This is a genomic window from Streptomyces sp. NPDC085481 (assembly GCF_044541845.1).
Lineage (GTDB): Bacteria > Actinomycetota > Actinomycetes > Streptomycetales > Streptomycetaceae > Streptomyces.
On the sequence record NZ_JBITTJ010000001.1, the window covers coordinates 1,114,004 to 1,139,975 of the forward strand.

Consider the following 25,972-nt stretch of genomic DNA (forward strand, 5'->3'; position numbering starts at 1 on the left):
AGGCGCGGATGCGGGGGCGGGGCCATGGGTGTGGGCGGTGGGTCGGGGGTGGGGCAGGCACTACCCCTTCGGGTGGCCGTGCGCGCCCTGGTCGCCGGGGAAGGGGCGGTGCTGCTGCTCGTACTGCCGGCGGAGGGTCTCGCGTGCGGCCGAGGTCAGTGGCTCGTACGGGGCGGTGGGTGTGGGGCGCCACCAGACGGGTTCGGCGCAGGCGAGGGCGGTGCGGCGGAGGGCCACGCGGTGGATCTTGTTGGTGGCGGTGAGGGGGAGCTCGGGGACGACCCGTACGTAGCGCGGGGGCATCTTCGTGCCGAGGTCGCTCTGGTCGGCCAGGAACGCGGCGAAGGCCGCGGGGTCGAAGGCGGCGCCGGGGCGGAGGGCGAGGGCGGCCATGACCTGGTCGCCTGAGACGGGGTCGGGTATCGCGTAGACGGCGACGCCCGCGGCGCGGTCCCAGCGGGCCAGGATGTTCTCGATCGTGGCGGCGGCCAGGTTCTCGCTGTCGACCCGCAGCCGGTCGTCGGTGCGGCCGGCGAAGTAGAGGAAGCCCTCGGTGTCCCGGTAGAAGAGGTCGCCGGTCCAGTACCAGCCGTGGCGCAGCCGGGCGGCGTCGGCCTCGGGGTTGCGCCAGTAGCCCTCGAAGGGGCTGCGGCCGCGGTTGACGAGTTCGCCGATGGCGTCGTCGGCGTTGAGGAGGACGCCGGTGGGCGAGAAGCGGGCCGGCGGGCAGGTGCGGCGGGTGTCGGGGTCGACCACCGCCAGGTCGTCGCCGGGTGCGGCCCGGCCGATGGCCCCGGTGGGGGTGTCGGGGGTCCGCTGGATGGCGGCCCCGCCTTCGGAGGAGCCGTACCCCTCGACGAGTCGCGCGCCGAACCGGGCCTGGAAGCGGGCCGCGTCCACGGCGCCCGCCTCCGTGCCGAAGCCGAGGCGGAGGTGGTGGTCGCGGTCGTGGGGGGTCTCGGGGGTGGCGAGGAGGTACTGGACGGCCCGTCCCACGTAGGTGAAGTAGGTGGCGCCGAAGCGGCGTACGTCGGGGAGGAAGCGGGAGGCGGAGAACCGGGCGCGGAGCGCGACCCCGGCGCCTGCGGCGAGGGCGGGTGCCCAGTCGGCGATCACAGCGTTGCCGTGGAACATGGGCATGCAGATGTAGTGGGTGTCGTCGTGGCGTACGCCGAAGTGTCCGGCCAGGGAGGCTCCGGCGGCGGCGAGCCGCCCCTGGCTGCAGACGGCGGCCTTGGGGGCGCCGGTGGAGCCGGACGTGAAGTAGAGGAGGAGCCGGGTGTCGGGGCGTACCGGGCGGAGGAAGGTGTCGTCGGGGCGGGCGGTCCCGTAGGGGGCGAGGAGGGCCCGGTAGGGGTCGGTGTCGGTGACGAGGACGCGTACGCCGGGGAGGGGAAGCCCGTCCAGTAGGGGGAGGTGGGCGCGCTGGGTGACGAGGACCCGGCACTCGGTGTGGCGGATGTCCCGGGCGAGTTCGGCGCCGCGCCGGGTGGGGTTGATCCCGGCCACGGCGGCCCCCGCGAGGGCCGCCGCGCCGAGCCAGAGCGGGTACTCCGGTGTGTTGTCGAGCAGCAGGCCGAGGTGCGGCTCGCGCCCCGGCCGGTCGGGCATCAGCTCCGTGAGCAGTGCGGCGCGCGCGGCGGCACCGGCGGCGACCTGGTGGTGGGTGAGGGTGGTGTGCTCGTCCCTCAGTCCGGTCCTGTGGTCGCCCCACTGGCGTCGTACGAGTTCCGCGACGGTCCTCATGCGGCCGGATGCTAACTGACGCTACGTCAGAACTGAAGTTGCCGTCAGACCTGAAACCACGTCAGAACTGCACGTCCGAGCACGCGTAGAAGGCGTTGCCCGTGTCCGCGATCGTCCACACCGCCAGGATCAGGTGGCGGCCGCTCTTGCCCGCCGGGATGGTCCCGGAGTGCGAGAGCGTGGCGGGCGGCTGCTGGTTGTTGTACGGGACGACCAGGAAGGGCTGGGTGTCGAGGGCGGCCCGGGTCAGGGGCTTGGACGAGTCCCAGCCGTTCTTGGTGATGTAGTAGCGGAAGTCCGTGGTCGCGTGGCGGGCGGTGAACTGCCAGCGGAAGCCGTAGCTCTGGCCCGCGGAGACCCTGGTGGTGGGCCAGGCGCCGCCGCGCGGGTCGTCGAGCTGCGCGAAGCGGGAGTTCCCGCCGGCGCAGATCTTCCCGTCGGCGGGCCCTGCGGCCGGGAAGCCCTTGGGCCCCTCGACCGACTGCGGCTCCCACTGGATGTCGCCGCAGTTGCTCACGGTGCGGTTGGCGCAGAGCTTCTGACGGCTGATCGGCGAGTCGGTGTAGCCGTGGCTGCTCGCGCTGGTCGTGGCGAAGAGTCCGGCGGCGGCGACGCCGAGCGCCACCGCCGCCACGCCTGTCTTTTTGCGCATGCTGTCGCTCCAGAAGAACGTGGGGGTGTTCTGTGGGGTGTGGTGCGGTGCACGCGTGCGGGTTACTGACTGGTTCCGGTCTAGACCAAGTTCCAAGGTATGGCCGGAAGTTGAACATGTCCATACCAACGGCGGCGGCTCACCCGCTTCCCGCGGGCGGGTACGGGCGCGGGCTCACGCGCCGTCGCCCGGGGCCGTGCGGCCGGTGTAGAAGGCCACCGTCAGGTCCTTCACCAGCGCCTTGCGGTCGTAGTCGTCCAGCTCCACCAGACCACGGGAGGTCAGCCGGTGGACCACATCGTCCACCGCGTCGACGACCGAGGTCAGCACGCTGTCCCGGTGCTTGGCGTCGATCGCCGCGATCCGGCGGCGCTGCATCGCGGCGGCGACCTCGGGGGCGTACTCGATCCGGGTCGGCTGCGCCGAGAACACGTCGATGCCGACCGGCGCGCACTCCGCCGACAGCACGCGCGTCAGGGCCTCGCCGACCGCTTCGGAGTCACGCAGGGTGGGGGCGTCCTCGTGGAACGCGTCGGCCGGCAGCTGCGAGAGCACGCGGGCCATGGCGGCCTCCACCTGCTCGCGCAGGTACTCCTCGTGGCGGTCGACGCCGAGCGCGGCGCGGACGGTGTCGCGGATCCGCCACACGACGAGGACGACGACGTCGAGCGCCGTGCCCTTGGCGTCCACCGCCGGCAGCGGCTCGCTGCGCCAGTGCCGCAGCCGCACGTCCACCCGGCGGCGCAGCAGCAGCGGACTCACCCAGAGCAGACCGGTGCGGCGGACGGTGCCGCGGTAGTCGCCGAACAGGCTGAGGACCAGGGCGTAGCCGACCCGGCCGCGGCCGAGGCCGCCGAAGAAGAACAGGACGGTCACGACGCCGAGCGCGAGCAGGGCCCACTGGCCGAGATGGATCCCGTGGTACGGCCGCGAGGGCAGCCCCAGCATCCGCGCCGCCTCCTGGGGCACGGCCCCGGCCCACCACACGAACACGGCACAGGCGAGCAGCGCGAGCACCCCGCCGACCACACCGACCCACCCCGGCAGCACCGGCCCCGGCCGCTCGACCAGCTTGGGGTCGGCGGTGGGCGCGGGCCGGGAACCAGCCCGCGCGGGAACCGGGACGGCGGCCTTGCCCGCCCCCTTCGGCACCTTCGCCTTGGGCACGGGCACGGTGGCGGGCCCACCGTCGTCGGCACCGGCCGCGCCGTCCTTGGCGTCCTTGGCGTCCTTGGCGTCGCGGAAGAGGAGGTGGACGGGAATGCTCCCGGTGGTGTCCGTGCCGATGACCGTACGGCGGCGGGGGGTTGCCCCGGCGGTTCCGGGCGCGGTGCCTGCCGCCGCTGCTCGGCCGTCGGGCTCCGCGGCGGACGCGGCAACGGGGACGGCGAGGGCGTTGACGCGGGCACCCGCGATCCAGGCCGGGTCGATGGGGCCGCGCTTCGGGTGGGGGGTGGGCGCCGAGCCGGGCGCCGGGGAGGGGTGACCGGGGGTGACGCCGCCGGCTGCCGGGGAGTGGTGAGCCGGGGTGACCGGGCCCGGGCCGCCGGCCGGGGTGGAGGGTCGGGCCGCGGCGGACGAGCCCGCGCCTCCGGCCTGGATGGAGGGTTGGGCCAAGGCGGACGAGCCCGGGCGGTTCGCCGGCGGCGTGGTGGGGCGGGCGGCTGCGGGACCGACGCCGGCGGCTGCCGCGGAGCGCTCAGCCGAAGTGGCCAAGCCCGGGCCGCCGGCCTGGGCGGACGGGTGGGAGGCGGCCAAGCCCGGGCCGCCGGCCTGGGCGGACGGGTGGGTTGGGGCGGCCTCGCTCGCGCGGCCGGGCGCTGCGGACCGGTGACCGGGACCGGCATCGGCCGGGCCGGACGCCGCCGAGCGCGCGAGCCCCGGCGTACCGGCCCCGGGGGCGGACGGGCCGACCCCCGGTGCGGCCGACGCAGACGACTGCCCCCGCGCCACTGCGGCCGTCGCCTGCGCCGCGCCGGGCGCACCGGAGCCGGCGGGCAGGGTTTCGCCGCACGGCGAAGTGCTGGTGCCGGCGGAACGCCTCGCCCGCTCAGCCGCACCGGCGCGGGTCGGCGAATCCGGCCCACGGCTGGGCGCGCTGGTAGCGCCTGCGGCCGTCGAACCGCCCCGGGCCGTGTCGGCTCCATGGTCCGCCTGGCCCGCCTGCGGCGAGCCGGCCGCGCCGGCGGGGCTCGACAGCGAACCGGCCTCCCGTCCCGGCTGGTCGGCCCCGGCTCCGGCGGCCGCCTGGAGCGGGGCGGACGCGCTTGGCGCGGAGGCCGGGTGGGGCTCCTGCGACGCGGAACCGGCCGTCCTGACCGACAGGCCCGACGGCGGCAGGGCGGATGCGCCGGGACGGGCTTCGCCGGACGGGTGCCCACCTGGTTGGTCGCAAGCCGGGCGTTCGAGGTCCTCGGGCCCCGTACCGGTCGCGGCTGCGGTGGGCGGCGCCGAGTCGTCCGCGGATGCCGAACCGGCCTCCCGGCCCGGCGGGGGCGCCTGCGGCGATCCCGGTACGAGGCCCGAGCCGACCATGGAGATGCCTGGCCCACCCGGCGCAGGGCCCGCACCGGCCACGGGCGACTCCGGCCCGCCCGGCACGGAACCCGAGCCGGCCTCGGAGAGGCCCGCCCCACCCGGCGCAGGGCCCGCACCGGCCACGGGCGACTCCGGCCCGACCGGCGCAAGACCCGCACCGGCCACGGGCGCACCCGCCCCGACCGGCACGGAACCCGAACCGTCCACCGGCGTGCCCGCCCCACCCGCCACGGGACCCGCACCGTCGGCGGGCGTGTCCGCCCCGACCGACGCCCGACCTGCTCCGACCGTGGCAGTGCCTGGCTCGACCGGCGCGGAGCCCGCACCCATCAGAGAGACGCCCGACCCTCCCGGCGCAGGGTCCGGACCAGCTCCAGGGCTGTCCACCCCACTCGGCGCAGGACCGGGACCGACCCCAACGGCGTCCGCCCCGCCCGGTACCGAGCCCAGACCGGCCGCAGCCGCCTCCGGCCCGCCGAGCGCAGGGCCAGGGCCGGCCACGGAGCCACCCGCCCCGCCCGGCGCAGGACCCGCACCCGCCCCGGAGCCGCCTGGTGCGTCGGCGCCCGGCGCGTCGGCGACCGGCGCGTCAGCGACCGGTGCGGGAGTGGGCTGACCCGGAGCGGGAGTGGGCTGACCCGGAGCGGTCTGCTCGGACGGCGGTCGGCCCGTGCCTCCGCCGCCCGGCGGACCCGCAGGGCGTAGGCGGCCGTCGGTGAGGCGGCGGGCCGTGCGGGCCGCGTCTCGGGTGGCGGCCGGGCCGGAGTCCGGGGGGTTCGGGGTCGATGCCGTCATTCGGTCCACCTCATGTTCTCGGGGTCATCGGAACAAGCGCCGCCAGGTCTCCGGACCCGGGTAGCCGTCGGCCGCGCCGCCGCGCCAGCCCTGGGCCCGCTGGAAGGCCTCGACATTGCGACGGTCCGCCTCCGTCCACCGCGGACCGGGGCCCGACGTGTAGTGCTTGCCGAAGCCGCGCTTCACCAGTTGTTTGCCCAGCTTCTCCACATATGCGTTGGATTGGCCCGGACGGAAGTAGCCACGCCCGGGGAACCCGCTCGCAGATGCGCTCGACCCGCCCGAACCACTCGAACCGCCGATGTCCTTGCCCTGGCCGTTCACCAGCAGCGCCCACGTCCGCGGGCCCGGCATGCCGTCCGCCTCGCTGCCCTTCCAGCCCTGGGCCTGCTGGAAGGCCTGGGTCGCCCTGCGGTCCGCCTCGCCCCAGCGGGGGCCGGGGCCCTGGCTGTAGAACCTCTTGCCACCGCGCTCCACCAGGAGCGTCCCCAGCTGCGTCACGTACGCGTTGTTCGCGCCCTTGCCGAAGCTCGACGAACCCGGGTAGGGCGTCGCCGTGGCGGTGGTACCGGCGCCGCCGGCGCCGGTACCACCGATCGCGCCGCTGACCACGCCCTTGTAGCGGTAGGCCACGTAACGGTCGGAGTTCTCCCAGTACGCGAGCGGCGTCGCCTGCTTCCGCGCGCGGGGCTTCGTCTGCTCGTACGCGATGTAGGAGGTGTGGGTGTAGTCCGTCCACCCGCCGAAGATCGTGACGTGCGAGCCGCGCGTCGGGTTCGCCGGGTTGTGGAAGAGCAGGATGTCGCCGGCCTGCAGCTCGTCGCGGTCGATCCGGTCCGCGAAGCGGTCCAGGCTGCCGGTCCACTCGTTGCTCCGCAGGTTCCAGGCCATGGAGATGTAGCCGGAACAGTCCTGGCGGTAGCCGTCGCTCCAGTACCTCTCCATCGAGTACGGGACCTGCGCCGAGATCCAGGTCTTCGCCCGGTTGATGATCTCGGCCCGGGTGGTCTTCCGCAGGGCCTGGGTGGAGATCTGACTGGTCGTCGGGGTCGCGTCGGGGGACGGCGACGAGCCGGGGCCGGGCGCCCCGTGGAGCGGGCCCGTGCCGCCCTGCGGGGTCTCCGGGCCGGGGCCGGTCACGGCCCGCTCCCGAGCCGAGGACGCCTCCGGGCGGCCCGGGCCGGTGATGGCCCCCTCCCAAGGCGCGGTCGCCTCTGAGTCCGGCCCCGTGACCGTCCGCCCCGTGACGTTCCGCTCCACAAGGCCGGTCGCCTCCAGGTCCTCGACCCTGACCGGCTGCTCCTCAAGCGCGGTCGCCTCCGGGCCGCCGCCCGGGATCCCCGGCTCCGGCCTCGCGGTCGCGCCGCCCTCCGCCACCGGCGGCGCGGCCAGGGCGGTCGCCAGTCCGGCACCCCCACCGCCCTCCGCCTCCGGCGCCCCGTCCAGCGCCGACGACACTCCCGTACCTCCGCCCAGGACCACCCCCGCTGCCGTCACCAGGACCAGCGCGCGGCGGGCCCCGTGCGCTGCCGGGTGACCTCCCGCGCGTACGGGGAGGCCCAGGGCGAGATCGCGCCGATGCTGGGCGCAGCCCGCGCAGCCGCAGTCGGCAGCGGGTTCGATTTCTTCGAAGACCGGCACACTCATGCGTTCCCCTCCACACTCGTCAAGATCTTTTGGCGCTCTTGCACGGGCGCCAGTTTCTCAACTGTCTGGACAAATCGCATTTTGACGGATCGAAGTCTCAATACGACCATCCGACAGGCCGGGCGGGACCGTAAATGGTCAGGAGCACCCTTCGGGGTCCTGTAGAGTTATGCAGGTCAGCAGGCGCCGCTAGCTCAGTTGGTTAGAGCAGCTGACTCTTAATCAGCGGGTCCGGGGTTCGAGTCCCTGGCGGCGCACGCGAAACTGAGGCCCTTCACCATCAGGTGAAGGGCCTCAGTCGTGTCGTCGGTCGTCGTTTCCCCGGTCCACAGCGGTCCACAGCGAGCCCCAGGGTCCTACAGTGAGCGGAATCCCGACCTCCCGCGTCGGCGCCGGGCTCCTCCCGCGGCCCGTGAGCCCGCGGTCGAGGACCGGTCCGGCCGGCGGACGGAGGGACAAGGCCCGCCGGCCGGAGCCCGGTCGGCGGCAACAGCCCGCGCCTTCAGCCCCGCACCCCCGTCAGGTACGCCGACACCACCACATTCGCCGTGTACGCCCCCGCCTCCCGGTCGAACGTCCCCCCGCACGTGATCAAGCGCAGTTCCGCCCCCGCCGGCCGGTGCCGGCCGTACGCCTTCCGGGCGTCGAACGCCGTCCGCTCCACCACCTGGACGTCATCGATCGTGAATTCCGCGACGCTTCCGTCCGAACGGGTCACGTTCACCGTGGCGCCGGGCCGGGCCGCGCTCAGACCGTAGAACACGGCGGGGCCGGTCTTCGTGTCGACGTGGCCGACGAACAGGGCGGCGCCGTCCGCGCCGGGGCGGGTGCCCGCGCCGTACCAGCCGACGGTCTGCGGCATCTCGTACGGCGGCGGGTCGATCGCCCCCTCGGCGTCCAGGCCGCGGGCCACCACGGGGGCGCTGAGGCCCAGGGACGGGACCTCCACGCGGCGTGGTTCGGCGGGCTTCAGGGCGGCGTGCGCCGGGGGCAGGGGTACGCCGAGGGGGCGGCCGACGGCGGCGACGTCGCCGGTCGTGGGCGCCGAGCCGCCGGACGGGAGATCGCCGTCCCGGCCCCAGACCCACAGGCCGAGCAGCAGCACCGCCCAGGCCGTTCCGGTCAGCGCCCGCCCCGACGTCACGCGATCGCTCCGTGCGCCGGTCCGTGGCCCATGCGGTCAGTCCGCGCCCTGGCCCGCACCCGCGCCGTCACTGCCGCGTCGGCGCGCGCTGCGGAAGGCGACGGCCACCGCGGCGACCGCGGCCAGGCCGAGGCCCAGGAGGGTGTACGGGGTGCCAAGGCCCGCCTCGTCGGCGGTCTGAGCGACGCCGGGCGCCGCGGGGGCCGCGAAGGCGGCCGTGCCACCGCCGCCGGCCCGCACCGGCGCGATCGGCGACGGATGGTGGGCCGGCTGGTGGGTCGGCTGGTGCGTGGGCTCGTGCGTGGGCTCGTGGTGGCGCTTCACGTGCACCGTGCCGACGTCGGCGTGCTTGCGGCCGTCGCACGTCACGCTGACGTGGTACGTGCCCTCGTCGAGGCCCACCTTGAGGGTCGTGTCGCCGAACAGCGGGGACTTCCCGCCGTCACGGCCGGTGAGCTCGGCGTCCGCGACGAACGCGTGGGACTTGGCGGAGCCGGTGGTGCCCTTGCAGCCGTCGACGCGGATGTCGACGTCGGCGCCGGGCGAGGCGGTGGACGGGGTGACGGCGGCCTTCACCCCGTCGTCGGCGAGGGCGGTGCCCGCCGTGGGCGCGAGCACCAGCACCACTGCCGCTCCCGCGGCACGGAGAGCGATGGGACCTGAACGCATGGTGACCTCCTGGTACTGGCAGGGTCACCCGGTTCCGCTCGCTTCGCATCCGCAGGGGTCCGACCGGGAGGCCGGCCCCGGGATTCCGCTGGGGTCGACCTCGGCGCCGTCGGCTCAGACGCCGCCGGCCTCAGACGCCGCCGGCCTCAGGCGCCGCCCGCCTCAGACGCGGTCGACCAGGTCCGCGATCGACTTGACGATCTTGGACGGGCGGAACGGGTAGCGGTCCACATCGGCCTGCGTGGTCAGCCCGGTCAGCACCAGGAAGGTCTGCATGCCCGCCTCAAGGCCGGCCAGGATGTCGGTGTCCATCCGGTCGCCGATCATGGCGCTGGACTCGGAGTGGGCGCCGATCGCGTTCAGGCCGGTGCGCATCATCAGCGGGTTCGGCTTGCCCGCGAAGTACGGCTCCTTGCCCGTCGCCTTGGTGATCAGCGCGGCGACCGAGCCGGTGGCGGGCAGCGGGCCCTCAAGGGACGGGCCGGTCTCGTCGGGGTTGGTGCAGATGAAGCGGGCACCGGCGTTGATCAGCCGGACCGCCTTGGTCATGGCCTCGAAGGAGTACGTACGGGTCTCGCCCAGCACCACGTAGTCCGGGTCGTGGTCGGTGAGCACATAGCCGATGTCGTGCAGCGCGGTGGTGAGGCCGGCCTCGCCGATGACGTACGCGGTGCCACCGGGGCGCTGGTCGTCGAGGAACTCGGCGGTGGCGAGCGCGGAGGTCCAGATGTTCTCGACCGGGACCTGGAGGCCCATGCGGGCGAGGCGCGCGTGGAGGTCGCGGGCGGTGTAGATCGAGTTGTTGGTGAGGACCAGGAAGGGCTTCCCGGTCTCCCGCAGCTTCGTGATGAACGCGTCGGCGCCGGGGATCGGCACGCCCTCGTGGATGAGGACGCCGTCCATGTCGGTGAGCCAGGATTCGATCGGCTTGCGTTCTGCCATGGGTGCGGGACTCCTGCCGTACAAGACGTGCGGTGTGCTGGGGGCGACGCGACAGCGCTGTGGCGACGCCCCCAGCCTAATCAGGAAGTGCTGACCTTGACCCCGTCGATCACCCAGTACCAGTTGTTGGAACCGGTGTAGCGGAAGCGGAAGCTCACGCTGGACGCGCCGGTGGGGACGTCGAGCGTGAGCGACTGGGGACGGGAGATCACGTCCGCGGTGTAGCTCTTCACGACCGTCGGCGTACCGCCGTTGAAGCTCGCCAGGATCTCGGCGCGCTGGCTGCCCTCCTGGCGGTAGAAGGTGGTGAAGTCCAGGGTGACCCGGGCCGCGCCGGAGACGCCGTACGCAGGGGTGACCAGCGTGGAGTCGTGCGTGCCGGAGAAGGACTTGTCCGCCCACTCGTCGGAGTCGGCGACGGCGAAGACGCCACGGGAGCGGACGTTGAGCGGCGACCTTCGCCTTGACGGCGTAGTACTTGGGGATGCGGCCGTGCTCGGGGATGCCGGAGCGGATCGGGGCGCCGGGGTGGCCGGAACTGCTGTGGCTGCTCGGGTTGTTCACCCGATGATCGATGCAGACCGGAATGAACGGGAGGGTGTACGCGGCATGGCTTACGGGTGCCGTCGGCGACGGCGGGCGACGTAGAGCAGCGCCGCGCCCGCGAGGAGGAGGGCCGCGGAGAGGGGGGCGAGGCGGAGGGCGGTCTCGCGGCCCGTACGGGCTCTGGTGTCGGCTTCGGCGCCGGGACCCGGGTCGGCCCGTGTGTCGGGGGCCGGGCCGGCTGTGGCGCCGGCTCCGGGGCCGCGTCCGGCGCCGGCTCCCGGGCCGGCCGCGCCACCGGCTCCCGGGCCGTCGCCCCAGTCGGCTCCCGTGTCGGCTCCCGTACCGGCGAGTTCGGGCAGGCTCGGGCCGGGGGTCGCGCTTGGGGCGGTGGGGCGGGCGGGGTCCTTGGGGGGCGTGGTGGTCGGGGGCGGGTCGGTGTCCGGGGCGGTGTCCGGGTCGGCGGGGCCGACGGTCAGCAGGTAGTCGCCCGACTCGCCGACCCAGTCCCCGTCGTCGCCCCGCCGCTGCACGACGGCGGCGTTGACGGTCACCTCGTCGGGCGCGGTGTCGGCGCTGAAGGCGAGCCGTACGGGCACGGTGAGGGTGCCGCCGGCGGGCACGGCGAAGCCGGGGAAGGCGGGGGCGGGGGGCGGTTGGGGAGACGCTCCCGGTGCGGCCGACGCGCTCGGGGCGGCGGGGGCGGCGCTGAACACGCCCACGCTCTCCGCCTGCTCGGTCCCCTCGAACGCGACCGGCCGCCACAGCCCCGCCGCCGCGTCGAAGAACTCCGCCCGGATCTGGGCGGGCCGAAGCGTCCGCTCGCGGTCGACGAGGACGAGCACCGGGTGGATGCCCCGGCAGGGCTCGGCGGTGGTGTTGGTGAGGTCGAGGTTCCACGTACGGAAGTCCGCGCCCGCCGTGTACGCCTCGGGCCCACCGTGGATCCGGGTCCCGAGGGGGAAGTCCGGGGCGTCCTCCTGGCCGCAGCTGGGCGCGGGCGCGCGGACCGCCGGTACGGGGAAGGGGGCGGCGGCGAGGCCGGGGGCGGCCAGGGCGTGGGCCACCGGGACGGTGGCGCCCGTGGTCAGGGCGGCGAGGGCGAGGGCCTTGCGCAGTCGCATGGGGCGGTGCCTTTGCTGCTCGCGGACGTGCGGATGGCCGCGACGCTGCCACGCGGGGCGGGGTGGGGGCGGCAGCGACGCGGCCGGGCACCCCGTACACCCGGACATTCCGCCCGATCAGACTATTTTCGGATGGTCGGATGGGGGCGTGGGCTCCGCGACCGGGGGTTCCTTGCCGAAGACCGGGGCGAGGATCAGCTGGGCCGCGCCCTCCGCCACCGCGTACGGGGCAGCCGCCACCGCCACGTCCGCCGGAAGCCCCAGCTCGCCCAGGACTTCCCGGGCGCCGCGCGCGTACGCCTCCGGGTCCGCGAGGACCGCCCGGCCGCCGAGCAGGACCCGGTCGATGTCGAGCAGCCGGACCAGGTTCGCTGCGCCGGTGCCGAGGATGCGGGCGGCCCCGCCGAGGTCCCCGCGCGCCAGCGCCGCCAGGCACAGCACCTCCAGGCAGCCGCGCCCGCCGCAGTCGCAGGGCGGCCCGTCGAGCTGCACCGTCTGGTGCCCGAGCTCACCGGCGCCCGTCCTGCCGCCGCGCAGCACCGCCCCGCCGAGGACGAGGCCCGCGCCCAGGCCCGTACCGAGGTGGACGTACGCGAAGGAGCCGGGCGCGCCGGGGCGCAGGGCGAGGCCCAGGGCGGCGGCGTTGGTGTCCTTGTCGAGCACGACCGGCCGGCCGAGCCGCCGCGCCAGCTCGTCGCGCAGCGGGTAGCCGTCCCACTCGGGAAACCCGGTGACGCGGCCGGGGGTTCCGGACCGGTGGTCGAGCGGCCCGGGCATGGCGACGCCGACACCGAGGACGCCGCCGAGGACACCGCCGACGGCGGTTCCGGTCGCGGCCGCCGTCGCCAGCAGGGCCGCCACCTCCGCCTGTGCCGTGGCGAGGACCGGCTCCGCGCCCCCGCCGAGGTCCAGCGGGGTCCGGCGGGCGGCGACGCGTTCGCCCGCGAGGTCGAGCAGGACGGCGGTCAGCTCGTCGCGGTCGAGCTGGAGGCCGATCGCGTACGCCGCCGCCGGCACGAGCCGCAGTGCCGTGGCCGGCTTGCCGCCCGTCGACGCGCGCCGTCCGGCCTCCGCCGCCAGGCCCTCGGCCCGCAGCCGTGCGGTGATCTTGCTGACCGCCTGCGGGGTGAGGCCGGTCCGCTCCGCCAGCTCGGGGCGGCTGAGCCCGTCCTCCCCCGCCACGCGCAGCAGATCGAGCACCAGCGCCGCGTTGTGGCTGCGCAGGGCCGGCAGGTTCACCCCACTCGTATCAGTCCTCACCAGGCCATTGTCCCCGTCGCTTGCACTTTGGCAACAGCGTTGCCAAAGTGGTGGGCATGACTGGCACCACCTCCGAACCCGCCCCCCTCCGCGTCGGACTCGTCGGCTACGGCCTCGCGGGCTCCGTGTTCCACGCCCCGCTGATCGCCGCCTCCCCCGACCTCGTCCTCGACACGGTCACCACCGGCAACCCGGAGCGCGCCGCCCAGGCCCGCGCCGAGCACCCGGGCGTTCGGGTCGACGACTCGCCCGAGGCGCTGTGGGCACGCGCGGACGAGCTCGACCTGGTCGTGGTCGCCTCCCCCAACAAGACCCACGTCCCGATCGCCACCGCCGCCCTGGAGGCCGGCCTGCCGGTCGTCGTCGACAAGCCGCTGGCCGGCACCGCCGCCGATGCGCGCACCCTCGCCGCCCTCGCCGACGAGCGCGGTCTGCTGCTCTCCGTCTTCCAGAACCGCCGCTGGGACAACGACTTCCGCACGCTGCGCTCGCTCATCGCGGAGGGCGCGCTCGGCGAGGTCCAGCGCTTCGAGTCCCGCTTCGAGCGCTGGCGTCCGCAGCTGAAGGGCGGCTGGCGCGAATCCGGCGCCCCGGAGGAGATCGGCGGGCTCCTCTACGACCTCGGCAGCCACGTCGTCGACCAGGCCCTGGTCCTCTTCGGCCCGGCCGTCCGCGTGTACGCGGAGTCCGACGTGCGCCGCCCGGGCGCCACCGCCGACGACGACACCTTCCTCGCGATCACCCACGCGAACGGCGTGCGCTCGCACCTCTGGGTGAGCGCCACCACCGCCCAGCTCGGCCCCCGTTTCCGGGTCCTCGGCAGCACCGCCGGCTACGTCAAGTACGGGCTCGACCCCCAGGAGGCCGCGCTGCGCGAGGGCCTGCGGCCGGAGCCCGGCGCCGTCTGGGGCCTGGAGCCGGAGGGCGTGTGGGGCCGGATCGGTTCGGGCGAGTCCCCGCTGACCGGCGGCGGCGCCCCGGTCGAGACCCTGCCGGGCGACTACCCCGCCTACTACACGGCCGTCGCCGCCGCCCTGCGCGGCACCGGCGAGAACCCGGTGACGGCACGGGAGGCGGCCGCCGCGCTCGACGTCCTGGAGGCGGCGAAGCGGTCCGCCCGCGAGGGCGTAGCGGTCCGGCTCTCCTGAGAGGCCCTACGCCTGAGAGACCTACGCCAGCTCGGACGTGTCCAGGTCGAACCCGAACGGCTCGGGCAGCGCGAGCTTCGCGCCGAACACCGCACGGCATTCGTGCAGATAGCGGCCTGCCGAAGGCTCCCAGTGCACGACTGCCTCGCCCCGGTGCCGGTCGATGAGCAGGTAGGCCGGGATCCCGGCCTGGGCGTAGGCGTCGCGCTTGTCGATCCGGTCGACTTCGGCGTCCGCTTCCCGCCCCGACGTCACCTCGACGACGAGGAGCACTCCCGAGGGGTCCGACCAGGACGGCTGCCCTCGGAAGTATCCGACGGGAGCAACGGCGCCGTCGACGCGCGCACGCCCCGCACGGTACGCGGGCACCGCGAGACCGCGCTCCTGGTAGATACGCAGGCCCGCATCATGAGCGCGCACCTGGTCACCGATCGAGATCACGTTCTCGTCGTGGTCCCCGTCCGGAGCCGGAGTCACCAAGAGCCTCCCGTTGATCAGCTCGACGTGAAGGCCCTCGGGCGACGCGGCATCGAACGCCTCGAACTCGTCGAGTGTCACTCCGGACTGCGTAACGGTCATGGTGCCCTCCTCGGGGCACCAGCCTACGCGTCCTTCAGCTCCTGCCGCTGCCTTCCCAGGCCCTCGATCTCCAGCTCGACGACGTCGCCGGCCCGGAGGTACGGCTTGGGCTCGGGCTGGCCCATGGCGACGCCGGCCGGCGTGCCGGTGTTGATGATGTCGCCGGGGTAGAGGGTCATGAACCGGCTGACGTAGCGGACCACCTCGGCGACCGGGAAGATCTGGTCCGAGGTGTGGCCGTCCTGCTTCAGCTCCCCGTTGACCCACAGTTTCAGGCCGAGGTCCTGCGGGTCGGGCACCTCGTCGGCGGTGACCAGCCACGGGCCGAGCGGGTTGAAGGTCTCGCAGTTCTTGCCCTTGTCCCAGGTGCCGCCGCGCTCGATCTGGAACTCCCGCTCGGAGACGTCGTGGGCGAGCGCGTACCCGGCGACGTGGGCGAGGGCCTGCTCGTCGGTCTCCAGGTAGCGGGCGGTGCGGCCGATGACGATGGCGAGCTCGACCTCCCAGTCCGTCTTCACCGAGCCGCGCGGTACGAGCACGGTGTCGTCCGGCCCGACGACGGTGTCCGGGGCCTTGAGGAAGACGACGGGCTCCTCCGGGGTCGCGGCGCCGATCTCCGCGGCGTGGCCGTGGTAGTTCAGCCCGATGCACACGACCTTGCCGATCCGGCCGACCGGCGGCCCGACGCGCAGCCCGGTCGCGTCGAGCGCGGGCAGCACGCCCGCGCTGAGCGCGGCGCGGACGCGGTCGAGCGCGGAGGCGTCGGCGAGCAGACCGCCGTCGATGTCGTCGACCAGCGCGGACAGGTCCCGCAGCGTTCCGTCCTCATCGAGGAGGGCGGGCCGCTCGGCCCCCGCCGGGCCGACACGCAGCAGCTTCATGGTCTTCTCCCTGTGGTCGAGGTGGCCCGGGGGCGGGCCGTGGTGAGCCCCGGCCGATGGAGTGCGGCCATCGGAGGATTGGTCGATCCTCCAAGACAAAGGGGCACTCTGCAAGACCCCGTTCACACCCTGGACCCTTACGCGGCGGTAACCAGTCCGCCGGCCGCGGGCATGTCCCGGTAGAGGAAGGCCCGCTCGACGGCGGTCCAGGTGGTGCTGGTGACGATGTAGAGCGCGGCGGCCAGTGGCACGACGGCGACCGAGATCAGGGTCGCGAAGGAGAGCAGCGGCATGAACCGCACCAGGCCCGCGACGGCTCCGGCGCCGGGCTGGTCGGTGTCCACGGTCGGGGCGGGCTGCCGCTTGGCGCGGACGAAGTTGTACGTGGCGACGGCGGCGACGATCGCGAAGAGCACGAGGTAGACCAGGCCGGCCGGGCCGAGCACGCCCCCGTGGGCGAGGGCGTCGGCGTAGTGGTCGCCGAGCGGCGCGGCGAAGAGGCTGTGGCCGGCCATCCGCCCGCTGGAGAACAGGTGGAACATCAGGAAGAAGGCGGGCGCCTGGAGCAGGCTCGGCAGGCAGCCGGCGAACGGCGAGACCTTCTCCGCCGCGTGCAGCTCCATGACCGCCTTCTGCAGCCGCTCGGGGTTCTTGGCGTGCTTCTTGCGCAGCTCGGCGAGCTGCGGGGCGAGCCGGGTACGGGCCTTCTGGCCGCGGGCGGCGGCCCGGGAGAGGGGGTGGACGGCCAGCCGTACGGCCATCGTGAACAGGACGATCGCGGCGGCGGTCGCGGTGGCGCCGAAGAGCGGGTGGAGCAGGTCGGCGATGCGCTCGACCAGGGACGCGAAAACGGACATGGGAGCCCTCCGAGGGGTCTCGTCGTGCCAAAGATGCAGGAGCTCGGCAGGACGGAACCGCGTGGAGAGCGCTCGGTGGTGGTGCCCCTACGCGGCCGTCGGGAGGGGACGGCCGGGTGCCCGGGGCCTGCGACGACCCGAGGCGTCGGGGTCGCGTTGCGGCAGGAAGGCGGTGCGCCGCGCGCGGTCGCGCAGGGCGGTGCGGACCCGGGTGGGCGGTACGGGCAGGGCCGTACGGGCGCCGATCAGGGTGCAGACGAAGGCGGTCGCGGCCATGGCGAACGCGGCGGAGAGGCCGCCGCCGGCGGAGCCGTCGGAGAGCAGCAGGTCGGCGAGGGCGAGGAGGAAGAGGAGCGGCGCGAGGACGCGCAGCAGGAGCCCGCCGGGGCCGCCGAGTGCGCTGAGTCCGCGGGGCATGCCTTCCTCCTTTCCCATCCGTTCACGTCGACCGTTTGGCGTCTTCCGGCCTTCCGACCGTTATACAGGATCGCTCACACCCGGTCGCCCTCCAAGGGAACGAGGAGCCGGCGGGGGGCCAGGAGGGCGCGGCTGACGGGGTCGGCGGGGTCGGGGTCGAGGCCGGCGCCGGGCCGCATCTCGATGTCGGCGGGGTGGACGGGCAGCCGGCAGGCCGGGCACTCGCCGTACGAGCCGACCTCGGTACCGCACTCGGCGTGGTGGAAGTGCCGCATGGGCAGGGTGCCGGGCACGTTCTCGCGCCCCCACAGACCGAGCGAGCGGATGACCGGCCAGAGGGCGACGCCGCGCTCGGTGAGCACGTACTCGTCGCGCGGCGGCGACTCCTGGTAGCGGCGCTTGTCCAGGACCCCGGCCTCGACGAGCGCCTGGAGGCGGGTGGCGAGGACGGCCCGGGGGGCGCCGAGGTGGACGAGGAAGTCGTTGTAGCGGCGCACGCCGTAGAAGGCGTCCCGCACGACGAGGAGGGTCCAGCGCTCGCCGACGACTTCGAGGGCGCGGGCGATGGAGCACTGCTGGGTCGCGTAGTCCTTGCCGAGAGCCATGGGACGAGTCTAGCGGACCAGGTTCAATGATTGAACCTCTACTGGTACGGTGGGACGAAAGGGAAGGTTCAGTGAACGAACCCACGTCCGCGTTCCCGCCCCGCGCTCCCCCGCTCTCCCCCGCTTCCTCCTCCCACGAAGTCACGAGGTCTCCGGCAATGCCCCAGCTCACGACCGGCGCGCCCCCCGCGCTTCAGCAGACGACCGGCGCGGCCACCGTCCGCCCCGGCGCGACCCTCGCCGTCACCAGCGCCGCCACGGCCCTCATGCTGATGAACTACGCGGCCCCGATGCTCACCCTGCCGAGCACCGCCCGCGCCTTCGGCACCCCCGCCTCCGCGCAGGCCTGGCTGCTCAACGGCACCCCGCTCGGGCTCGCCATGCTCCTCCTGGTGGCCGGCAGCCTCGCCGACGACCACGGGCGACGCCGGGTCTTCCTGCTCGGCACCCTCGGCATGGGCCTCACCACCGCCCTCGGCGGCCTCGCGAACTCCACCCTCACCTTCACGCTCGCCCGCATCGCGCAGGGCGCGGCCGGCGCGGCCGTACTCGTCGCGAGCCTCGGCCTGCTGGCCCACGCGTACCCCTCGGGCGCGGCCCGGATCAGGGCGACCGGGGTGTGGGGCGCCTTCGTCAGCGCGGGCACCGCGATCGGACCGCTGCTCGCGGCGACCCTGAGCAGCCTGGCCGACTGGCGCCTCACGTACGAGGTCCTCGGCGCCGCCACGCTGATCGTGGCCGCGCTGGGCACCCGTACCCTCGTCGAGTCCCGGGCCCCGCGCGAGGGACGCCCGGACACCGCCGGGGCGCTCACCCTCGGGCTCGCCCTGGCCGCCCTGCTCACCGCGCTCACGCTGGGCCGGGACGGCTGGCTGCGCCCGCCGGTGGGCCTGCTGCTGGGCGCAGCGGCTTTGCTGACCGCGCTGTTCGTGCTCGTGGAGCGGCGCAGCCGGGCGCCGATGATCGACCTGGCGCTGTTCCGGCGGCCGGCGTTCCGGGCGGCGACGGCGGCGGCGCTGTTCACGGGCCTGGCGGTGATCGGCTTCTTCAGTGTGCTGCCGGCGCTGCTCCAGAAGGGCTCCGGGATGTCGCCCCTGACGACGGCCTGGCTCTTCCTCCTCTGGTCGGGCACGGCGTTCCTGGTGGCCCTGCAGGTCCGCCGCCTCGCGGGCCGGGTCCCCGCCACGTACCAACTGGCCCTGGGCTTCGTCCTCTCGACGGCGGGCGTCCTCGCCCTGTACGGCGCGCTGGAGGGCGCGAGCTGGCCGCGCCTCCTGCCCGGCCTGGTCGTGGCCGGCGTGGGCAGCGGCCTCCTGAACGCGGCACTGCCCCGGCTCACGGTGGACTCCGTACCGCAGGCGCGCGCGGCGATGGGCTCGGGCGCCAACAACACGGCCCGCTACATCGGCTCCTCGGCGGGCGTGGCCCTGGCCCTGGCCCTGTCGACTGCGGGCGCCGACGTGACCCTGCTGGTGTCGGCGGCGCTGGGGCTCGCGGGAGCGGCACTCACGGTCGCGGTGGCAGGGGGAACCGGGCGCCGGTGAGGTGCGGCGGGGCGGCGCGCTGACCCGGGCGGCGCCGCGGGACGAACGCCTCTGCGGCACACCGCCGGGGGACGGACGCCCTCACCCGTCCCCGCCCCCGCCCCCCACCCACCTTCGCGGGGAGCCGGGCGTCGGTGAACTCCTCGCGGGCGAGCACCTCTTCGTCCTCCCGTTCGTCGGGGGCGCCGGCGGGCCCGTACAGGCTGACGAGGACGGCGACGGCGAGGTTGGCGAGGAGGGCGAGGAGCCCCGCGTTGACGCCCCACAGGGGATCGTTTCCGCTGAAGACGAGCCCGCAGACGATCCCGACGCCCACCACGAGCCCGCTGACGCCCCCGTGAAGACTCATCCGCCGCCAGACGAGGCCGAGCAGCAGCAGCGGCAGGAACTGGGCCATCCCCTCGTACGAGATGAGGGAGAGCCGGACGAGGGTGTTGGGCGCGGTGTACGTCATGACCAGCGCGAGCGTCCCGGCGACGACCACGACCACCTGCGAGAGCCCCTTCTCCCGCGCCTTCGGACGCGGCACGAGCGAGAGCACGCTGCGCCCCCACATCGTCCCGATGACCAGCATGAACACGGCCATCGGCACGATCGACGACAGTGCCGCGGCGACCCCGACGAGCCCGACCGCCCAGCCGGGCAGCGAGTCGGTCACCAGCTTGAAGAGCGCGAGGTTCGACTCGGCGCCGGTGAGCCCGGGGACGACGAAGAGGGCGGCCATGCCGAGCAGCATGGGGACGAAGAGCAGCACGTTGTAGGCGGGCAGCCAGACGGCGTTGCGGCGCAGGGTGTCGGCGTCGCGGGCGCCGAGGTAGCCGGCGACGGTCGTGGGGAAGACGACGACGGTGAGGGAGTTGAGGAGCGTGGTGGAGGCGAACCACCCGACCCCGTACCCGCTCTGCTCGCCACCGTGCCCGGGCAGCTCCAGCCACTCGCCCCTCTCGTCGACGAGCCGCTGGAAGAAGTGGCCGTACCCGCCGAAGTAGTGCAGCGGGACGTAGACGATGAGGAAGCCGAGGGTGAGGATGACGAGGCTGTCCTTGAGGACGGAGACCCAGGCGCTGCCGCGCAGCCCGCTGACGACGACGAAGCCGGTGGTGACGGCGAAGGCGAGGAAGTAGGCGAGGTCGAGCCCGATCCTCCCGTACGAGACGGTCGACACGACCACGCCCATGCCGGTGATCTGGAGCTGGATGTACGGCAGGAGGAACACGGTCGCGAGCACGGCGACGACGGCGCCGAGCCAGGGCCTGCGGTAGCGGTGGGCGGCCATGTCGCTGAGGGAGACGAGGCCGTGCTTGCGGGCGTACCCCCAGAGCATGGGCCCGACGAGATAGCCGACGGCGTAGCCGCAGGACATGTACGCGACGACGTACAGCACCGGGGCGCCGTAGTTGTAGCCCCAGCCGGCGGCGCCGAGGTAGCTGAAGCTGGTGTAGCCCTCGCCGGCCATCAGCACCCAGATGAACACGGGTCCGAGCGACCGCCCGCCGACGGACCAGTCGGCGAGCCCGCCACGCTCCTGCCGCCGGGCGGCGAGCAGCCCGAGGACGACCGTGAGCGCCAGGAAACCGGCGAGGATCCAGACCGCGGCACTCACCGCTTCCGGTCCCCCCGCCATGCCATGGCCACGGCCATGGGGGTGAGGACGGTGGCCCCCAGCAGCCAGAGGAAGAGCAGCGGAACCCGGTTGACGAACGGCAGCACGCCGACGAACAGGAGGTAGGGAACAAGCAGCCAAAGCAGCTGGGGCCGACGTCTGATCACCCGCCCGAGACTAATCGGCCACCAGCTTCGCCCAGACGATCAACCGGTAGGTGGAGGTGTACTCCGGGGTGCAGGTGGTGAGCGTGAGGAAGGCCCCGGGTCGGTCGTACCCGTAGGACGGCTTGTAGAGCGACCGCGGCACGGGGGCGATGACGCCGGTGTCACGGGGCGAGGTCTGCGGGAGGACCCGGTCGACGCGGTAGGTGTACGTCCTGTCGCGGGTCCGGACGGTGATGGTGTCGCCCGGCCGGAGGCGGTTGACGTACCGGAAGGGCTCGCCGTGGGTGTTGCGATGCCCGGCGAGGGCGAAGTTGCCGGTACGGCCGGGCTCGGCGGTGCCGGGGTAGTGCCCGGCGAACCCGCGGTCGAGGACCTTGCGCTTGCCGACACCGGAGGCGACGGGGACGGTGAGGCCGAGACGGGGGATGCGGAGGACGGCGTAGGCGGAGGCGGTGGCGGGCGGGGCCGCGGGCACAGGGGGGCCGCCGCCTGGAGGCGGACTCCCGCCCACGGAGTCGGAGGAGTCGGCGGAATCCGGGGCATCCGGCACGGTTGCCATCGACGGGGACGGGAGCGGGGGTGAGGGCGAGGGTGAGGAGTCCCACGCCCGTTCGAGGTTGCGCACCTGCTGACCGGCCTCGGCGCGGGCCTGCTGGTTGGTCCACCAGACCTGGTGCACGACGAAGAGCAGCACGACAACACCGCAGGTTACGAAGACCTCGGCGGACACCCACAGGGCGCGGGCCACGGGACCGCGCCCCGCGCGCGCCTGCACGACCACCGGAACACGCCCCTGTACAAACCCCTGTACACGCCCCTGCCGACCCCGCACGGCGGGCACGATAAGCGCTGGAGCGCCAACTCTCCAGGGCCGTACAGCAGTACGGTGGTGGGCATGCGCCCCGATATTCCTGCCGACCACACCACCGAAGCCGAGCGCCTGCTCCGCACCGCGGGGCAGTACCCGGAGGACCGCGAGCCGCTCCTGCTGCGCGCGGCGGCCCACCTGGAGCTGGCGGGCGACCGCGAGCGGGCGACGGCGCTGTACGACAGCCTGCTCGCCACCGACCCGGCCGACCCGCTCCTCATCAGGTCGCTGAAGGCCGCGAACCTGTGGGAGTACGGCCACGAGGCCGAGGCCCGGGCGATCATCGAGGGCGTACGGCGGGAACGCCCCGCGGAGGCGGCGCCCTGGGCGATCGCGGCGGAGACGCTGGAGTCCCACGACGAGCTGGAGGAGGCGGAGGCGACCTTCACGGAGGCGGCCCGCCTGCTGGTGTCGCCGTCGGACGAGGAACTCCCCTACGCGACCCACTCCCTCCTGTCGGGCCGCCACCGGGTCCGCCGCCTGCTGGCCCTGCCCCACGACGCCTACGACACGCTGGCGGACCGCCTGCACACGGGACAGGTCCCCCTCGACGAGCTGCACGACCCGAAGCGCCTGTGGTCCCTGGGCTCATCGGACCCGGCCGAGCTCCAGGCGGAGATCGCCCGCCTCCGCTCGGAGCTGGGCTCCTACCGCACGGCCCTGTCCCGCCCGTTCCCGGTGGCGGTCCTGCACTGGCCGGAACGGGAACTGGACGAGCTGCTGGCCGCGTACCCGGAGCTGGAGGCGGAGTACCCCACGTACCGCGCCCACCTCACCGACATCGAGGCCTCCCTCCGCGAACTGGCCCAGGCCGGCACCCCCAACCTGGGCATCGTCCCGGCCACCGTCCCCTCCTACGAGGCCTTCGCCGCCTCGGAGACCTCCTCCCCCGCCAACCCCGACCTCCTCCCCCAGTACGCCACCACCCTCGCCGCCCGCGGCCGCGCCACCCCATGGCCCCCACTCCGCTCGGCATCCTGCTGGTGCGGGTCGGGCCGGACTTACGGGGAGTGCCACGGGGCGGAGTGACCGGCAGCCGCTGTCGGGGACGGCTGGTATGACTGGTGCCTCGGGAGCGGGGAGGGGAAGAAGTGACCAGTCTTACCAGTGCCGACGAGCCAGCCGCGGGGCTCTACGAGCAGCTCATGACCCTGCGGTTGGAGACCCAGCTCGCCGCGCTCGCGGAGCAGGGTTGGCAGGCGATCGACGACACCGTCGGCCCTGAATCCTCCCCGCGGGTCATCGCGAAGCACGTGGCGGACACGGTGCGCCGCATCCTCGAAGGACTGCCTCCAGCGGACCGCGTGCACGCGGCGAACCACATCCTCGACTCGATGAACAGCATCGACGGCGCCCGGGAGTGGGTCGATCTCGTCTCCGACGGACCTCGCCAACTACTCGCACTCGCCCAGCAGGAGGCCAAGGGCGTTTATCGGATCCGCCCCGCCACCCCGCTGGCCGAAGCGGCCCTCATCACGAATGCGCCGGACGACCCCAGCCTGGGGTTCGAGCTGCGCGCGGAGCTGGCCACGGCCGACCGTGTGGATCTCCTCTGCGCCTTCGTGAAGTGGCACGGGCTGCGGGTCATCGAGCAGTCCCTCGAGGCGGCTCACGCACGGGGTGTCCCCATACGGGTCATCACGACGACGTACATCGGCGCCACCGACCGCCGCGCGCTCGATCGACTCGTGCAGCGGTTCGACGCCGAAGTGAAGGTCAACTACGAGCTCCGCTCCACGCGCCTGCATGCCAAGGCCTGGCTCTTCCGGCGGAGCAGCGGCTACGACACCGCGTATGTCGGCAGCTCCAACCTGTCGAAGGCGGCTCTACTCGACGGGCTGGAGTGGAACGTCAGACTGTCCTCCGTCGCGACGCCGGACGCGATGCGCAAGTTCGAGGCGACATTCGACTCGTACTGGAGCGACCCCGCCTTCGAGACGTACGACCCGGATAGGGACGCGACGCGCCTCGATCAGGCCCTCCGGACGGCCGCCGGCCGCGGTAACGACCGAGGTACGGATCGCCCGATCACCTTGTCGGGGCTCGAGGTGCGCCCGTACCCCCACCAGCGCGACATGCTGGAACGCCTCCAGGTCGAACGGGAGGTGCATGACCGACACCGCAATCTCCTCGTGGCGGCCACGGGCACGGGGAAGACCGTCATGGCCGCCCTCGACTACAAGCATCTGCGCCAACAGCACGGCCGAGACCTGCGGTTGCTCTTCGTCGCCCACCGGCAGGAGATCCTCCGCCAGTCCCTCCGCACGTACCAGGACGTCCTCGTAGACGCGAACTTCGGCGAGGAACTGCACAGCGGGATCACACCAGAGAAGTGGCGGTACGTCTTCGCAAGCGTCCAGTCACTGACCTCGGAGCGACTCGAAGCGCTTGATCCGAGCCACTTCGACATCATCGTCATCGACGAGTTCCACCACGGCGTCACCTCCACATACCGCCAGATACTTGACCATTTCCGACCCGTCGAGTTCCTCGGGCTCACCGCCACCCCCGAGCGCATGGACGGCCGCAACGTCCAGGACGAGTTCTTCGGCGGGCGCATCGCGGCGGAGATGCGCCTTTGGGAGGCGCTGGAGAACGACCTGCTGAGCCCGTTCCACTACTTCGGCGTCACCGACAACACGGACATGAGCGCCATCGCCTGGAAGCGCGGATCCTATGACGCGTCGGTCCTGAGCAATCTGTTCACGGGCAATGACGCCCGGGCCCGACTCGTGGTGCAGGCCGTGCGGGACAAGGTGTCTGACCCTGGCAGCATGCGGGCGCTCGGCTTCTGCGTATCCGTCTCCCACGCCGCGTTCATGGCGGAGTTCTTCCGTCGCGCCGGCCTCAACGCCGTCGCGCTCTCTGGCGAGACCCCCCGAGAGGAACGTAAAGCCGCGCTGGATGCGTTGAGGTCCGGAGAGATACAAGTGATCTTCTCTGTGGACCTCTTCAACGAGGGCTTGGATATCCCGGATGTCGACACCCTGCTTCTGCTGCGCCCCACGTCCAGCGCCACGATCTTCCTTCAGCAGCTGGGCCGCGGGCTGCGCCGCACCCAGGACAAGGCTGTACTGACGGTGCTCGACTTCATTGGGCAGCACCGCAGGGAGTTCCGTTTCGAGGAACAGTTCCGGGCCCTGACCAACCTCACGCGTAACCGCTTGTTGGCCAACATCGAGCAGGACTTTCCCCAGCTTCCCTCCGGCTGTCAGATCATCCTTGAGTCCAAGGCCAAGGAAATGATCATCGACAACATTCGCAGTCAGATCAGTGTCAATGTCACGCAACTCGCACAGGAAGTACGGCGGTACGGCGAGCCGCAGCTCGCGACGTATCTCAGGGAGAGCGGCCGCGATCTGAAGGAGCTCTACCGCGGTACCGGCAACTCCTGGACCGGTCTGCTCCGACGCTCTGGGCTGCTACCGAAGGAGGCCCCGCACGGCGAGGACGCGCTCCTGAAGCGCGTCTCGGCCTTCCACCACACGGATGATCCGGAGCGGATCGCCCTGTACTCCAAGCTCCTCGAGGATGACGCACCACGCTACGGCGAGCTCACTGAGCGCGAGCAAGCCTTCGCGCGCATGCTCTACTTCTCGCTCTGGCCCCTGAGCGGCTTCACCAGCTACGAGGAGGGTCTGGAGTCACTCCGCCCCCAGCACGCCGTCCGCGACGAGCTGCGTCAGGTGCTGGCGTACGTGCTCGACCGTCTGGACCATGTTCCGATCAGCCTGGAAGGTCCGCTTGCCAGCCTGCCTTTGACGGTCCACGCCTCCTACAGTCGCGAGGAGATCCTGCCCGCCCTGGGACAGTCCTTCATCGACCGCGAGGTGCCAGGCCACTTCCGGGAGGGCATCAGATGGTGCGAGGGCATCGGGACCGACGCGCTCTTCATCACGCTCGAGAAGGACGAGAAGGACTTCTCCCCGCAGACGCGGTACCACGACTACGCACTGAACGAATCCCTCTTCCACTGGGAGTCGCAGAACCGAACGTCGGACACTTCCGCGACGGGCCGGCGCTACCAGACGCACCAGGAGGGCGGCTCCCACGTCCTGCTCTTCGTCCGCCGCTACAAGAAGACGGACATCGGTGGCCCTCAGCCGTGGCTCCTGCTCGGACCCGCGGAGTACGTCACGCACAAGGGAAGCAAGCCGATGGGGATCACGTGGCGGTTGCTCCACGAGATGCCCGCCGACGTGTGGACGTACTCCGCGGTCACGGCGGGGTAGCTCCGGCGGTC

21 protein-coding genes, 1 tRNA gene and 1 pseudogene are annotated in these 25,972 nt (G+C 73.3%); 5 read left to right on the forward strand and 18 right to left on the reverse strand.

Translation table 11 applies throughout. The features are described 5' to 3' along the window. Positions 1 to 60: 60 nt before the first annotated feature. The 4 genes from ACIGEZ_RS05095 to ACIGEZ_RS05110 form a co-directional block, all read right to left on the reverse strand. On the reverse strand, positions 61 to 1,746 hold the full coding sequence (locus ACIGEZ_RS05095; RefSeq protein ID WP_399825802.1) for an AMP-binding protein: 1,686 nt from the start codon (positions 1,744 to 1,746) through the stop codon (positions 61 to 63). A gap of 61 nt (positions 1,747 to 1,807) precedes the next feature. Beyond that, the gene (locus ACIGEZ_RS05100; protein WP_399825804.1) at positions 1,808 to 2,398 is read right to left on the reverse strand and encodes a lytic polysaccharide monooxygenase; all 591 of its coding nucleotides are present in this window, start codon (positions 2,396 to 2,398) and stop codon (positions 1,808 to 1,810) included. Positions 2,399 to 2,572: 174 nt separating this feature from the next. Next, complete coding sequence (locus ACIGEZ_RS05105; RefSeq protein WP_399825807.1) at positions 2,573 to 4,015, reverse strand: SPFH domain-containing protein; 1,443 nt, start codon at positions 4,013 to 4,015, stop codon at positions 2,573 to 2,575. Between the two features lie 1,740 nt (positions 4,016 to 5,755). Further along, a complete protein-coding gene (locus ACIGEZ_RS05110; RefSeq protein ID WP_399825809.1) occupies positions 5,756 to 7,378 on the reverse strand; it encodes a peptidoglycan-binding protein in 1,623 nt (540 codons plus the stop codon). 183 nt (positions 7,379 to 7,561) lie between these two features. On the opposite strand from ACIGEZ_RS05110, the gene ACIGEZ_RS05115 reads away from it, so the two are divergent. After that, positions 7,562 to 7,635, forward strand: a tRNA-Lys gene (locus ACIGEZ_RS05115). Positions 7,636 to 7,880: 245 nt separating this feature from the next. On the opposite strand, the gene ACIGEZ_RS05120 is transcribed toward ACIGEZ_RS05115, so the two are convergent. From ACIGEZ_RS05120 to ACIGEZ_RS05145, 6 genes and pseudogenes are all read right to left on the reverse strand, one after another. Further along, on the reverse strand, positions 7,881 to 8,522 hold the full coding sequence (locus ACIGEZ_RS05120; RefSeq protein WP_399825811.1) for a class F sortase: 642 nt from the start codon (positions 8,520 to 8,522) through the stop codon (positions 7,881 to 7,883). Positions 8,523 to 8,558: 36 nt separating this feature from the next. Continuing rightward, the gene (locus ACIGEZ_RS05125; protein ID WP_399825813.1) at positions 8,559 to 9,191 is read right to left on the reverse strand and encodes a hypothetical protein; all 633 of its coding nucleotides are present in this window, start codon (positions 9,189 to 9,191) and stop codon (positions 8,559 to 8,561) included. 162 nt (positions 9,192 to 9,353) lie between these two features. Further along, positions 9,354 to 10,133, reverse strand: coding sequence for an HAD-IIA family hydrolase (locus ACIGEZ_RS05130; RefSeq protein WP_399825815.1), 780 nt, complete (start codon positions 10,131 to 10,133; stop codon positions 9,354 to 9,356). 80 nt (positions 10,134 to 10,213) lie between these two features. Beyond that, positions 10,214 to 10,582, reverse strand: a pseudogene (locus ACIGEZ_RS05135) (nucleotide pyrophosphatase); the annotation flags it as partial. A 165-nt stretch (positions 10,583 to 10,747) separates the two neighbouring features. Next, positions 10,748 to 11,800, reverse strand: coding sequence for a hypothetical protein (locus ACIGEZ_RS05140; RefSeq protein ID WP_399825818.1), 1,053 nt, complete (start codon positions 11,798 to 11,800; stop codon positions 10,748 to 10,750). A 117-nt stretch (positions 11,801 to 11,917) separates the two neighbouring features. Continuing rightward, positions 11,918 to 13,060: an ROK family protein gene (locus ACIGEZ_RS05145; protein ID WP_399825821.1), complete on the reverse strand. Its 1,143-nt coding sequence runs from the start codon at positions 13,058 to 13,060 to the stop codon at positions 11,918 to 11,920. Between the two features lie 56 nt (positions 13,061 to 13,116). On the opposite strand from ACIGEZ_RS05145, the gene ACIGEZ_RS05150 reads away from it, so the two are divergent. After that, positions 13,117 to 14,208, forward strand: coding sequence for a Gfo/Idh/MocA family oxidoreductase (locus ACIGEZ_RS05150; protein ID WP_399825824.1), 1,092 nt, complete (start codon positions 13,117 to 13,119; stop codon positions 14,206 to 14,208). Between the two features lie 21 nt (positions 14,209 to 14,229). On the opposite strand, the gene ACIGEZ_RS05155 is transcribed toward ACIGEZ_RS05150, so the two are convergent. From ACIGEZ_RS05155 to ACIGEZ_RS05175, 5 genes are all read right to left on the reverse strand, one after another. Beyond that, positions 14,230 to 14,787, reverse strand: a complete 558-nt coding sequence (locus ACIGEZ_RS05155; RefSeq protein WP_399825826.1) for a Uma2 family endonuclease — start codon at positions 14,785 to 14,787, stop codon at positions 14,230 to 14,232. A 23-nt stretch (positions 14,788 to 14,810) separates the two neighbouring features. After that, positions 14,811 to 15,668, reverse strand: a complete 858-nt coding sequence (locus ACIGEZ_RS05160; protein WP_399825828.1) for a fumarylacetoacetate hydrolase family protein — start codon at positions 15,666 to 15,668, stop codon at positions 14,811 to 14,813. A 137-nt stretch (positions 15,669 to 15,805) separates the two neighbouring features. Then, entirely contained in the window at positions 15,806 to 16,525 is a 720-nt protein-coding gene (locus ACIGEZ_RS05165) for a YidC/Oxa1 family membrane protein insertase (protein ID WP_399825831.1), read from the reverse strand. Positions 16,526 to 16,612: 87 nt separating this feature from the next. Further along, on the reverse strand, positions 16,613 to 16,942 hold the full coding sequence (locus tag ACIGEZ_RS05170) for a DUF6412 domain-containing protein (protein WP_399825833.1): 330 nt from the start codon (positions 16,940 to 16,942) through the stop codon (positions 16,613 to 16,615). A 74-nt stretch (positions 16,943 to 17,016) separates the two neighbouring features. Further along, positions 17,017 to 17,547 (reverse strand): winged helix-turn-helix transcriptional regulator, encoded by a 531-nt coding sequence (locus ACIGEZ_RS05175; RefSeq protein WP_399825835.1) that lies wholly within the window; start codon positions 17,545 to 17,547, stop codon positions 17,017 to 17,019. 158 nt (positions 17,548 to 17,705) lie between these two features. On the opposite strand from ACIGEZ_RS05175, the gene ACIGEZ_RS05180 reads away from it, so the two are divergent. Next, on the forward strand, positions 17,706 to 19,091 hold the full coding sequence (locus ACIGEZ_RS05180) for an MFS transporter (RefSeq protein WP_399825838.1): 1,386 nt from the start codon (positions 17,706 to 17,708) through the stop codon (positions 19,089 to 19,091). Here the strand turns inward: ACIGEZ_RS05180 and ACIGEZ_RS05185 are convergent. From ACIGEZ_RS05185 to ACIGEZ_RS05195, 3 genes are read right to left on the reverse strand one after another with little or no spacing between them, the layout of a single operon-like run. After that, a complete protein-coding gene (locus ACIGEZ_RS05185) occupies positions 19,054 to 20,715 on the reverse strand; it encodes a sodium:solute symporter (RefSeq protein ID WP_399825840.1) in 1,662 nt (553 codons plus the stop codon). The two genes, ACIGEZ_RS05180 and ACIGEZ_RS05185, sit on opposite strands and share 38 nt — an antisense overlap. Continuing rightward, positions 20,691 to 20,861 carry a hypothetical protein gene (locus ACIGEZ_RS05190; protein ID WP_399825842.1) on the reverse strand — a complete coding sequence of 57 codons (171 nt, stop codon included), beginning with the start codon at positions 20,859 to 20,861 and terminating at the stop codon, positions 20,691 to 20,693. Before ACIGEZ_RS05190 ends, ACIGEZ_RS05185 begins: the two co-directional genes overlap by 25 nt. 10 nt (positions 20,862 to 20,871) lie before the next feature. Continuing rightward, on the reverse strand, positions 20,872 to 21,642 hold the full coding sequence (locus tag ACIGEZ_RS05195; RefSeq protein ID WP_399825844.1) for a class E sortase: 771 nt from the start codon (positions 21,640 to 21,642) through the stop codon (positions 20,872 to 20,874). Between the two features lie 114 nt (positions 21,643 to 21,756). On the opposite strand from ACIGEZ_RS05195, the gene ACIGEZ_RS05200 reads away from it, so the two are divergent. Together ACIGEZ_RS05200 and ACIGEZ_RS05205 are read left to right on the forward strand one after the other, a co-directional pair. Next, entirely contained in the window at positions 21,757 to 22,758 is a 1,002-nt protein-coding gene (locus tag ACIGEZ_RS05200) for an SEC-C metal-binding domain-containing protein (RefSeq protein ID WP_399825846.1), read from the forward strand. Between the two features lie 116 nt (positions 22,759 to 22,874). Next, the gene (locus tag ACIGEZ_RS05205; protein ID WP_399826234.1) at positions 22,875 to 25,961 is read left to right on the forward strand and encodes a DUF3427 domain-containing protein; all 3,087 of its coding nucleotides are present in this window, start codon (positions 22,875 to 22,877) and stop codon (positions 25,959 to 25,961) included. Positions 25,962 to 25,972: the final 11 nt, after the last annotated feature.